This window comes from Blautia wexlerae, from assembly GCF_013300825.1.
Taxonomy (GTDB): Bacteria; Bacillota; Clostridia; order Lachnospirales; family Lachnospiraceae; genus Blautia_A; species Blautia_A wexlerae_B.
In genome coordinates, this window is record NZ_JAAIMY010000014.1 from 46,821 (window position 1) to 58,884 (window position 12,064).

Genomic DNA, 12,064 nt, shown 5'->3' on the forward strand with positions numbered 1-12,064 from the left:
ATTACAATAATCACGAAAGGAAAACCGCAATGAATAAAAAGCCAAATGAAAAAAACATTTTTCTCTATATAGTGATCGGTATACTGACCGTTGCAGTGATCGCACTTGCTGCTGTCTCATTTTTATCACTAAACCATCTCGTCACACTACAGCAAAAAGTGCAGACACTCTCCAAAACCGTAGAGGAGATTTCCACTGATACAAATACCCTTATCAACCAGGCAGATCAGTTAGATGAATTAAGAGAACAGGAAAGCTCTGTCAGGGCAGCGACAGGAGAAACATCTCCTGCACAGTCAGAATCAACTGAACCCTCTTCAGAATCTGAACAACAGGACGGAACTCTTTCCCCTTCCTCCGGCACCACCTTCACTGACAATACTGACTCCAGTATGGATAATCTCCTGAATCAGGTGCAGTCCCTGCTGCCAGCTGATAATGGAACATGGTCTGTCTATGTCTGCAACTTGCTGAAAGATTCTGAAGGTATGATCAATGATACTCCAATGCAAGCAGCAAGCCTGATCAAACTGTACATTATGGGGGCTGTATATGAAAGCTACGACACGCTTTCCCAGTCTCACAGCGGAGATGAAATCGACAGTAATATTTCAGCCATGATAACAGTCAGTGATAATGATGCAGCCAACACTCTGGTAAACTGGCTTGGAAACGGCGATGACTCTGCAGGTATGGCAAAAGTAAATGATTTCTGCCAGGAACATGGATTTACCAGCACACAGATGAACCGTATGCTTCTTGCCGGCAAAGAAAATGGTGACAATTACACCTCTGCAAAAGACTGCGGAACCTTTTTAAAGCAGATATACCAGACTGTCAACGGAACCCTTCCCGCTTCTACTCTTTCAAATGCAGATGCCATGTATTATCACTTAAAAATGCAGCAGCGCAAAAATAAAATTCCTGCACAGCTTCCGGAGGGCGTCGGTACTGCCAATAAGACCGGCGAACTTGACACTGTAGAAAATGATGCAGCAATCATCTATGATACAGCCAAAGGAATTGACCTTGTAGTATGCTTTATGTCACAGAATCTTACTGATACCGGTGCAGCCCAGAGCACCATTGCTGCAGATGCACGCGCTATCTACGGATATTATAATGAATAAACACAATCTTCTGAATCTACAGTCTATCCAGATAATTGTCATAAACCAGACAGATATTCACAATTGAAACAAAAAACTTACTTGATTCGATTAAAAGAAGGAGGCACATCCCTTAACGGGTTGTGCCTCCTTCTGCAAATTCAACAGGAAGAATCGTCAATGTCTCAATCTCTTCCCCTTTTATTTTCTTTAATAAAAGTTCCACAGCCTTTCGTGCCATATCCGACACCGGCTGTACAATTGTTGATACCAGATATTTTCCGATACATATGGCTCAACATCCTGATATGTAACGCAGATAATGCCATCCACTTTATTCTGCTCTGCCATACGATAATAATATTCTTCCTTCTCAGGCATTCCCTGTGCCACATCTTTTATTGTTACCATATACAACTCCTGATATTTTTTACTGTATATCGCTTATAAAACGGACAAAATCATCTACTTCCACTATATGCTCATGAACGCAGACGCTTCGAGATCTGCGCTCATGTTTCTCATCCGGACAGACTATAGTTGAAACAGGATTCTTACCTGATCCGGTAAAAATCTTTATTTATACAGACACATCTTTTCTGAAACTTTTAAATCTTCTGTTCTGAAAACTTCCCAGTCCATACCCAGAATATTCTCTTCTGTTTCCGCTGCGCCATATACCTTTCCGTTTTCTGCAAATACCTCAATAACTTCCTGATCAAAAATGAAGCTGATTTCCTGTTCTGTTGAGATTCTTTCCCTCATATAATATACATGTGTTTCTGTATCCTCAATACTCAGGATATTGCTGTAGAAATCCACTGTCAGTCTCAGGCTTCCTATTGTCAGTCTCCACTCTCCCTTAGTACCTGCTTCCGGAGTCAGAACGATCTTGCATGCCTGTCCCTCAGGAGAAATTGTGCTTTTTAGACTATCATACCATCCTGCTTCCAGATTCTCAAGCTCTTTGGCAGGTGCAAAACAGATTTTATAGTCATTGCCTTCTTTTTCAAGGGATAATTCTGTAGGAATGGACATCAGTCCTCTGTAATTTCCTCTGTCATTCTTCATACGGAGCCATGCCATACTGATCACCCTGTCATCTACACCACTGAATGTCTGAGCTGCATAGGGCAGTACAGAGCTATACCCGGATTTACGGCATCCGTCAGGTTTAAATTTATACCCGTCAAATTCTCCGGTCATATAGTAACCATCTGCGGACCAGAATACCCATCTCTTTTCCCCTGATACATTTTTAACTTCCAGTTCAAGAAGATCCGGACACTCCCACATTCCAGGCTCTGAAATTCTCTGAGTTTCTTCCCAGTTCAGCAGATCTGTTGAGCGATAGACAGCAAAATCATATCCGTCCAGGTATAATACCATAATAAATGCTTTGCTTTCTTTATGATAAAAAACCTTAGGATCTCTGTTCTCATTTACAATATGCGGCATACAGAATTTTTCTGATCTCTGAAGAGTTTTTCCTCCATCTGTAGAATACGCCAGTCTCTGGGTAAACAGATTTCCTGCATCCACAGACCACTGATTTCTGCCGCCTGCAGCTGTATAGAAGTACAACAAAGCTCCTTCGCCATAGCCTGTCAGATTATCTTTATCCTGAATTCCGCAGCCGGAGTAAACAGTTCCTGTTTCATCCGGTGCAATAGCCAGTCCTTCCTGTTCCCAGTGATAGAGATCCTTACTCTTTACATGACCCCACTGCATATTTCCCCACATACTTCCATATGGATTCCACTGATAATAGAGATGATAAAATCCATCTGCATAAACCATACCATTAGGGTCATTATGCCATCCTGTTGCAGGTGCAGCATGCAGTTTCGGGCGATAAGGATATACATTATCATAAGGTTTCCCGTAACAGAAAATTCCTTCCAGAAGTTCCTTGTCTGCACCCTCTATCTGCAGATCTTTTCCTAAGAACGCAGAAGCATCCCAGCATCCGTAAAATTCACAATCTGTTTTTCCAAGATGAATATCAATCTCCTGGATTTTTTTTTCTTCTATATAAAAATGCAGTTTTCTCTCCGGTGCATTCTTGCTTACCGGGAGCCAAATATATGGTTTTTCAACGTTTAATATCATTTTGTATCCTCCATTTAGCTGTTCCATTCAAAAATCTTATACTTCCAGTTATTGCTCATTTCATTTTTTATGGCTTTAGCAGATTAGTTTTTCGCTCCTGTAGATGCAATTCCTGCCACATAGTATTTCCGAAGACTAAGGAAAATAATCAGTACCGGAATTGTTACCAATGTCAGACCAGCCATAACATTTCCATAGTTAACCGGCTGGATACTGAACAGACTGCTCAGAGCCATCTGGATGGTCTGCTTGGAGCTGTCTGAGATTACCATAACCGGCCATACAAAATCATTCCAGCAGGCAATAAATACAAGAATACCAACAGTTGCATACACCGGTTTTGCCAGAGGCAGGACCAGTGCAAGATAAGAGTTTGAAAGTCCCATCTTATAGATAATAGAGAACTGCGGAAGCATAACTGTCTGAGCCGGAATGATCATAACTGCCAGGATAAAAGTATTTTTCCATCTACCGGATTCAGATAAACACTTTTATGAATGCATTATTGATATCAATGGTTGTTTCAAAAATGAAACGATTCATTTGATAGTTTTATTATATAGTTGAAACGATTCATAGTCACGAGTCAATTATGCTATTTTTTACTTTTCTGATATTTTCAACAATACTATATATCTTTTTTTATATATTATGCACAAATCGCAGTGTTTTTAACAAAATAATACGAGCAAAAAAGAAGCCCTCTGCCTGTGTAGAATAGAACAATCTACGTCCGGCAATCCCGAACTGATTTATCCTGCTTAAAGCAAAAGGCTTCTCCTGTTTATACCATTATGCCTCTTCAGCTTCTCCTTCTTCATAGGACTTCTCCCATATCTCCGAGAACACTGCCAGAGGGCAGTCCGTCAGGAGACACATAAGGAGGAAACATTCATAAGGATTCACTATGTAGATTTCGCCCATTCCGCATTGAAGCAGAATGTCCTGAATCTCATCAAGGAAATGTTTGTATCTGTTAAATGGATCATCATCCTCCATCTCCTGCGATACAATAAAAAACTCCAGAGTGATCAGGTCAAAACGCTCTACCGGAAGCTTATGATTCAGAATATTAGTAATCCTCTGCCTGCTGAAACGCTTCTGACTGAAATGTTTTGCCAGAATGGAGGCGGACATTTTCTTCAGGTTACCCATTTTATTGATGGGGATTCCGCTGCAGATTACTTTTTCCACATCAGAAGGTGTAATCCGCTCTGCTGTCCACACCTTATCCCCACCTTTTTCCTCTTCATCATGCTGATAGAGCCCGGCGATGATCTGCTTCGCATGATATAGAAGCTTCGTAAATTCCTGAAAGGCCTGACTCTTCTCAGATATGGGATCTACTCTTTTTGATTTCAGGCGGGCGAGATAATCAATTAATTTCTCCTCTGTATCAAGGCACAGATTGCTTCCGCATAAAACCTGAGTATTCTCCACTTCTACAGGAACAAGTGCCTCATATTTTTTCTTCAGTTCCTCTGCCTTGTGATAACCCTGCTGCGTACTGTAGCAGTACCAGTAGATCACCTCGTCCGGATTATGAAAATCAAAATCCTGTTCCTTCAACACCCTTGTCAGAAAATCTGACACATCTTCGGTGGTCATTTTCAGTCCAAATCCAAGCAGAAAAACAGTTTCTCTTTTTACAGAGGCCTGATTCAACCAGTTATTCACCAGGGCTGACAATTTGGTAGATGTAGGATTCATGGATTTTGGCGTATAAGTTTCCTTAAAAGAATCCACGATAATCTCTTTATACACTTCCTGTGAAACCTCCGAGAAAGGTTCTTCCAGTTCTGCCCTTTCATAAATATATCTCTTCAGATGATTGCCAAAAGACACCAGTTCCATCTCTTTATATAAATAGTGGAAAATAACATCCGCATCTTCGTCTTCAAAACTGTCCAGACTTACCACCTGTCGAAATCTCTGTGCCGCCCTTCTGGTAAATTCATAATCCTGTACTTTATCAAATGCAACATTCTGTTCGAAGTCCAGATCCTGCATACGATTCTTCATGCTGCCCCACCTCTCATTTTTTATCTTTCAGATTTTTCATCCATTCTTTCATTCTGCGGATCGTATCCAGCTTCTGTAACTCACAGAGTACGATCGTCACATTATCTCTCCCGCCCTTTTGAAGAGCACTTTCAAGAAGATTATTTACAATCTCCGGGATTTCCATATCCTGTGACAGAATCGCCTCTATCTCACTGTCCGAAAGCATGTCTGTTACTCCGTCTGAACATAAAAGATATCTGTATCCTTCCTTATGTTCGATTTCAGCCACAGAAGGTTCCAGTTTCTGAAGCTCCTCAGGCAGTCCAAGGTACTGGGTTAACAGGGCTTTTCCAACTGCTGTACTGCCAAGGACATGGTCTGTGGAAATCTGCTGAAGCTTACCGCAGTCCATAAAATAAATCCTGCTGTCCCCAAGATTACAGGCAAACATAGACTCCGGTGTAAAAAGAAGCATTGCCATTGTACTTCCCATAGTCTGGATGTGATGATCCGACCCATATCTGCATACTGCCTGATTCATCCTTTTACATACACCGTCTATAAACTCTTCCGGCATATCCCTCAGCATTCTTTTATTTGTATTATAAAATTTTCCAAATTCTTCAGATGCAAGAAAGGCTGCAACCTCACCGCAGCTCTCTCCTCCCATACCGTCAAACACCGCCATCGCCGGTACTTTGTTTTCCGAAATGATTTTCGAACACACACCCTTTGTTCCTTCATTATCCATTGGAAGGGATTCCCCAAAGCACCAGAAATTATCTTCATTATTTGCCCTTATATTTCCCATATGACAGGTATATGCACACTCAATCTGATACATTGTCATTATTATTCTTTGTTCCTTCTCCCTTCAATGCTTTCAGTGAATTATTCCAGTATTTCTCGCCACGCTTTACAAATTCCTCATTATCCGTTTCATTATCGTGGCATTTTCCATTGGAATCAATCCACCGGATCAGCTCGCCATCATCATAGTAATAGTATTCTGAAGTTTCATCATACCAGATATATGCAAAGAATAATTTCTCTCCCCAGTAGAAATATTCTTCGTACACCTTATCTTCCGACTCTGCCGGATAAACCAGAGCTTTCATGCATTCACTTTCAATATCCAGATTTCCATCTGCCTGCTGAGTGGTCTTCACCCTCTTCAGATATCGCAGGACAGTCCCTTCCGTTCCAACCCAGTCATAGCTGTCCAGATTATTGGTGATAGTTGTTGCCTGCTCCTTGATCGTGTCCAGAGCCTGAGAAAAATCTTTTGAGTCAGATTTTGTAGTACTGTATTTCTCATTCTCCAAAATTGCAATCGGATTATCCTCCTGCTCTTCCTGAGTATTATCCGTACTGACTCTGTAATAAATAACGGCTGTCAGAAGTATTGCAGTTCCTGCCACGATTGCAAGCAATGTTCTGCGCAGTAACTGTTTCTTTCTGCGTCTTCGCTTTCTGGCTTCCACAGCACGCGCAGATCTTATCGCAACTGTTTCTGATGGCGTTTCCTGTGGCTGTATTTTCTGTTCTGTTACAACTGACATTGTTTCTTTATCTGTAAAGCTGCTCACCGGAACATTGTTTACAGCACGTTTTCTTTTTGCAGCATTCTGAAAATCTGATGTTTTTCTATTTTCCTGGGTATTCTTCGCTGACGTATTCTGTGCTGACATATTCTGCGCTGTACTTTTCCGTACATTTCCGGCATCTGATGCAATATTCTGTACAGTTGCACTATATGATTTTGTTTTACCTGTTCCTGTTTTCTGAACACCGTTGGACAACTGCCGGCTTCTGACAGCTCTCCCATTCTTCAGATCATCCAGCGCACCATAAAGCTCTTCCGGTGTCTGATATCTCTGCGCAGGATCATAGGCACAGGCTTTCAGGATAATACGGGCAAACTGTTCCCCCGCATCTGCAGGTATACCCATCTGTTCTCCTGCAACACGTTTATTTAGCGCATTTTCCTTATCCCTGTAGGTAATAAACTGCTTCTCAAGACTCATAAAAGGCAGCCTGTTATGGTTCATCAGTCTGTACAATACAATTCCAAGGGAATAAATATCTACTCTGCTGTCATATTTCTCACCCTTATACATCTCAGGTGCCATATAAGAATAGGTACCTTTCTTGGAAAATCCACTCATGGTTCTCTCAAGCTCACGTGCAATTCCGAAATCTCCCAGCTTAAAATCTCCGAATCTGGATACAAAAATATTCTCCGGTTTAATATCCCTGTGAATAATCTTAAGTTTTCTACAGTATTCCAGTGCTTTGCTCAGATCCATCCCCAGCTTTATTACTTCTTTCTCGGTAAGCTGCTTTTCCGCACAGTAATCCATGAAACTTGTAAGATATTCCATCCTTATGGAGATTTCCCAGCCAATGGCATCCAGATACTCCATTACCTTAAAGTCCTCTACAGAGACAATGTAGGAGTTTCCTCTGAAATATTCCATGGTACTGATTTCCTGAATACATTCCTCCACCAGATTCTGGAAATACTGTCTTGCGGACTGGTCATCTCCTGTCTCAGAGCGCACACTGTTAAGTTCACTCTGACTTCCGGGGATATTAATAATTTTGATAGCAGAATAGAAAGATTTTCCACGTTCTGTTCTCTGTGCCTTATATACCTTGCCAAAAGAGCCTTCGCCGATTTTCTCTATAATCTTCCATTCCGGCCATGCGGAAACCGGAAGTTCTTTATCCATATCGCACCTCCATTTCTGTTCAATTTCTTTATCATTTTCCATTCGGTTCCGGGTAATGCATTTCATAAACTGTTACCGGAAACAAAAATATATATTTTCATAATCATAATGTATTGGTATTATAACACAAAAAACAGTCTCTTTGTATTTTTCTCTTTTTTTGACAATGGAATGTTCTGGAATTTATAGCAATCCTGTGAAACAGTGCATTGAAACGATTGCTATAATAAGTGAAAAAGAGAACTACCTCGCCGGCAAAATCTGTCGGCACAGATAGTTCTCTTATAAATTCATATTAAATCAGTCCGGATAAATTATCTACTCCGCTGGATCATTCGTTGTCTTCTGTATCGTCTAAAGCTTCGGCCTGATCATCAGCTTCGTCTTCAGCAGCCTCTTCTTCATCAGATTCTTCAACATCGAATTCTTCATCCTCCGGAAGTTCTTCATCCATTGTGATCATCTCATCATCTTTGATCTCTTCATCTTCAGGAAGTTCTTCATCCATATCTTCAACATTTACTTCCGGTTCAGGCATTGTGCTGCTGAGTCTTACGTCTCTGTAGCGTTTCATACCAGTACCTGCCGGAATCAGTTTACCGATGATTACGTTCTCCTTCAGACCAATCAGCGGGTCAACCTTACCCTTGATAGCAGCTTCAGTAAGAACCTTGGTTGTTTCCTGGAAGGAAGCGGCTGACAGGAAGGAGTTTGTAGCAAGAGATGCCTTGGTGATACCAAGCATAACCTGTTTTCCATCTGCAGGCTGTTTGCCTTCTTTTTCCATCTGCTCGTTAACGTCCTCGTATTCAAGGAAGTCAACCAGTGTTCCAGGAAGGAATTCTGTATCTCCGTTATCTTCGATACGGATTTTCTTCAGCATCTGACGAACGATAACTTCGATATGCTTATCGCTGATCTCAACACCCTGGAGACGATATACACGCTGTACTTCACGGATCATATAATCCTGAACTGCACGTACACCCTTGATTCTCAGGATATCATGCGGATTTACGCTACCTTCTGTAAGTTCATCACCTGCTTCAAGGATCTGTCCGTCTGTGATCTTGATACGGGATCCGTAAGGAATAAGGTAAGTCTTGGATTCACCTGTTTCCTGATCTGTAACGATAACCTCACGTTTTTTCTTAGTGTCGTTAATAACAGCAACACCAGGAATTTCTGTGATAATAGCAAGACCTTTCGGCTTTCTTGCCTCAAAAAGCTCCTCGACACGGGGAAGACCCTGTGTGATATCCCCACCGGCAACACCACCACTGTGGAAAGTACGCATAGTAAGCTGTGTACCTGGCTCACCGATAGACTGAGCAGCGATAATACCAACAGATTCACCAACCTGTACCGGCTCACCGGTTGCAAGGTTTGCACCGTAACATTTCGCACAGATACCAACTTTACATTTACATGTAAGGATTGTACGGATCTTAACCTTCTCGATAGATCCGCCTGTCTGATTGTCCACGCCCTCTTTCATGATACGGGCTGCACGTTTCGGTGTGATCATATGGTTTGCTTTTACAAGCACTTCGCCATCTTTATTCTTAATTGTCTCACAGGAGAAACGACCTGTGATACGTTCCTGAAGTCCTTCAATCTCTTCTTTACCATCTACGAAAGATTCTACATACATACCTGAGATCTCATCCCTGTTTTCACAGCAGTCTGTCTCACGTACGATCAAATCCTGAGAAACGTCAACCATACGTCTTGTCAGGTAACCTGAATCGGCTGTACGAAGAGCTGTATCGGACATACCTTTACGTGCTCCATGTGCAGACATGAAGTATTCCAGTACGTCAAGACCTTCACGGAAGTTTGACTTGATAGGCAGCTCAATGGTGTGACCGGTTGTATCGGCCATCAGTCCTCGCATACCTGCAAGCTGTTTGATCTGTTTATCGGAACCACGGGCACCGGAGTCAGCCATCATGAAGATGTTATTGTATTTATCAAGACCGGACAGCAGAGCATGTGTAAGCTCATCGTCAGTCTTTTTCCATGTATCAACAACTTCTTTGTAACGCTCTTCTTCGGTGATAAGACCACGTTTGTAGTTCTTTGTGATAAGGTCTACAGTATCCTGAGCCTGTTTGATCATCTCCGGTTTCTGTGGCGGAACTGTCATATCGGCAATGGCAACAGTCATGGCTGCGCGTGTGGAATACTTGTAACCTGTAGCCTTGATAGCATCAAGAACCTCAGCAGTCTTTGTAGCACCGTGAGTATTGATGACTTTTTCAAGAATCTGTTTCAGCTGTTTCTTGGCTACCAGGAAGTCAACCTCAAGAAGAAGTTCATTTCCCGGAACACTTCTGTCTACGAAACCAAGATCCTGAGGAAGGATTTCGTTGAACAGGAAACGTCCAAGTGTAGATTCTACTGTACCGGTCAGAACAGTTCCATCCGGCATTGTCTTACTGCAGCGAACATGGATTCTGGACTGCAGTGTGATTACTTTATTCTCATAAGCAAGGATTGCTTCGTTTACGCTCTTGAAGAACTTGCCTTCACCCTTATTTCCAGGTCTTTCCTGAGTCAGGTAGTAGATACCAAGTACCATATCCTGTGAAGGAACGGCTACAGGACCACCATCAGAAGGTTTCAGCAGGTTGTTCGGTGATAACAGAAGGAAACGGCACTCTGCCTGAGCTTCCTGTGAAAGCGGAAGATGTACGGCCATCTGGTCACCATCGAAGTCAGCGTTGAACGCAGTACAAACCAGCGGATGCAGTTTGATTGCTTTACCTTCTACAAGGATTGGTTCGAATGCCTGGATACCAAGACGGTGCAGTGTAGGTGCACGGTTCAGCATAACCGGATGTTCTTTGATAACATCTTCCAGAACATCCCATACAGCAGGCTCCAGCTTCTCAACCATTTTCTTGGCGTTCTTAATATTGTGTGAAGTTCCGTTGGCAACAAGCTCTTTCATAACAAAAGGTTTGAACAGCTCGATGGCCATTTCTTTCGGAAGACCACACTGGTAAATCTTAAGTTCCGGTCCTACAACGATAACGGAACGTCCGGAATAGTCAACTCGTTTACCCAGAAGGTTCTGACGGAAACGTCCGGATTTACCTTTCAGCATATCGGAAAGAGATTTCAGGGCTCTGTTTCCGGGACCTGTTACAGGACGTCCACGACGACCGTTATCGATCAGGGCATCTACTGCTTCCTGAAGCATACGTTTCTCGTTACGAACGATAATATCCGGTGCACCTAATTCCAGAAGTCTCTTCAGACGGTTGTTACGGTTGATGATTCTTCTGTAAAGGTCATTTAAGTCAGATGTAGCGAAACGTCCGCCATCCAGCTGAACCATAGGACGAAGATCCGGCGGGATTACAGGGATAACTGTCATGATCATCCACTCAGGACGGTTTCCTGACTCACGGAAGGATTCTACAACTTCCAGACGTTTGATGATTCTGGCACGTTTCTGGCCTGTAGCATCTTTTAATTCTTTCTTCAGTTCTGCAGAATCTTTCTCAAGGTCAATTGCCTCAAGAAGCTCTTTGATAGATTCTGCACCCATACCTACACGGAAATCATATCCATAAGCCTCACGTGCATCCTGATATTCTCTCTCTGTAAGTACCTGTTTGTACTGGAGTCCGGAATTAGCCGGATCCAGTACGATATAGTTAGCAAAGTAAAGGACTTTCTCCAGAGTTCTCGGAGAAATGTCAAGGATCAGTCCCATACGGGACGGAATTCCTTTAAAATACCAGATGTGGGATACCGGAGCAGCCAGCTCGATATGTCCCATACGCTCTCTACGTACAGAGGATTTGGTAACTTCTACACCACATCTGTCGCAGACAACGCCTTTATAGCGAATCTTTTTGTACTTTCCACAGTGGCACTCCCAGTCCTTGCTCGGTCCAAAGATTCTTTCACAGAAAAGTCCGTCTTTCTCCGGCTTTAAGGTACGGTAGTTGATGGTCTCAGGTTTTAAAACCTCGCCTCTTGACCACTCTCTGATTTTCTCAGGGGACGCCAGTCCGATTTTGATGGCATCGAAAGTCATTGGCTGATATGTTTCATTGGCGTTAGTTGTTTCTGCCATGTATTCTTTCC

General features: G+C 42.4%; 8 protein-coding genes. 1 reads left to right on the forward strand and 7 read right to left on the reverse strand.

Features of this window, described 5'->3' with window-relative positions:
* The first annotated feature begins 29 nt into the window (after nucleotides 1–29).
* On the forward strand, nucleotides 30–1,130 hold the full coding sequence (locus G4417_RS08895) for a serine hydrolase (protein WP_173683660.1): 1,101 nt from the start codon (nucleotides 30–32) through the stop codon (nucleotides 1,128–1,130).
* 189 nt (nucleotides 1,131–1,319) lie between these two features.
* On the opposite strand, the gene G4417_RS08900 is transcribed toward G4417_RS08895, so the two are convergent.
* From G4417_RS08900 to rpoC, 7 genes are all read right to left on the reverse strand, one after another.
* Nucleotides 1,320–1,520: a hypothetical protein gene (locus G4417_RS08900; RefSeq protein ID WP_173683661.1), complete on the reverse strand. Its 201-nt coding sequence runs from the start codon at nucleotides 1,518–1,520 to the stop codon at nucleotides 1,320–1,322.
* Nucleotides 1,521–1,685: 165 nt separating this feature from the next.
* Nucleotides 1,686–3,221: a glycoside hydrolase family 32 protein gene (locus tag G4417_RS08905; protein WP_173683662.1), complete on the reverse strand. Its 1,536-nt coding sequence runs from the start codon at nucleotides 3,219–3,221 to the stop codon at nucleotides 1,686–1,688.
* Between the two features lie 83 nt (nucleotides 3,222–3,304).
* Nucleotides 3,305–3,661, reverse strand: coding sequence for a hypothetical protein (locus tag G4417_RS08910; protein ID WP_243872100.1), 357 nt, complete (start codon nucleotides 3,659–3,661; stop codon nucleotides 3,305–3,307).
* A 352-nt stretch (nucleotides 3,662–4,013) separates the two neighbouring features.
* Nucleotides 4,014–5,243: a hypothetical protein gene (locus tag G4417_RS08915; protein ID WP_173683663.1), complete on the reverse strand. Its 1,230-nt coding sequence runs from the start codon at nucleotides 5,241–5,243 to the stop codon at nucleotides 4,014–4,016.
* A gap of 13 nt (nucleotides 5,244–5,256) precedes the next feature.
* Nucleotides 5,257–6,069: a PP2C family protein-serine/threonine phosphatase gene (locus G4417_RS08920; protein ID WP_243872101.1), complete on the reverse strand. Its 813-nt coding sequence runs from the start codon at nucleotides 6,067–6,069 to the stop codon at nucleotides 5,257–5,259.
* Nucleotides 6,056–7,960, reverse strand: a complete 1,905-nt coding sequence (locus G4417_RS08925) for a serine/threonine-protein kinase (RefSeq protein ID WP_173683665.1) — start codon at nucleotides 7,958–7,960, stop codon at nucleotides 6,056–6,058. The genes G4417_RS08920 and G4417_RS08925 overlap by 14 nt, the downstream gene beginning before the upstream one ends.
* Before the next feature lie 331 nt (nucleotides 7,961–8,291).
* Nucleotides 8,292–12,053 (reverse strand): DNA-directed RNA polymerase subunit beta', encoded by a 3,762-nt coding sequence (gene rpoC / locus G4417_RS08930; RefSeq protein WP_173683666.1) that lies wholly within the window; start codon nucleotides 12,051–12,053, stop codon nucleotides 8,292–8,294.
* Nucleotides 12,054–12,064: the final 11 nt, after the last annotated feature.

Bases quoted from the DNA above. Each gene is read 5' to 3' on its own strand.
- G4417_RS08895 (WP_173683660.1), top strand. From the start codon at position 30: ATGAATAAAAAGCCAAATGAAAAAAACATTTTTCTCTATATAGTGATC.
- G4417_RS08905 (WP_173683662.1), bottom strand. From the start codon at position 3,221: ATGATATTAAACGTTGAAAAACCATATATTTGGCTCCCGGTAAGCAAG.
- G4417_RS08920 (WP_243872101.1), bottom strand. From the start codon at position 6,069: ATGTATCAGATTGAGTGTGCATATACCTGTCATATGGGAAATATAAGG.
- G4417_RS08925 (WP_173683665.1), bottom strand. From the start codon at position 7,960: ATGGATAAAGAACTTCCGGTTTCCGCATGGCCGGAATGGAAGATTATA.
- G4417_RS08910 (WP_243872100.1), bottom strand. From the start codon at position 3,661: ATGATCATTCCGGCTCAGACAGTTATGCTTCCGCAGTTCTCTATTATC.
- rpoC (WP_173683666.1), bottom strand. From the start codon at position 12,053: ATGGCAGAAACAACTAACGCCAATGAAACATATCAGCCAATGACTTTC.
- G4417_RS08900 (WP_173683661.1), bottom strand. From the start codon at position 1,520: ATGGTAACAATAAAAGATGTGGCACAGGGAATGCCTGAGAAGGAAGAA.
- G4417_RS08915 (WP_173683663.1), bottom strand. From the start codon at position 5,243: ATGAAGAATCGTATGCAGGATCTGGACTTCGAACAGAATGTTGCATTT.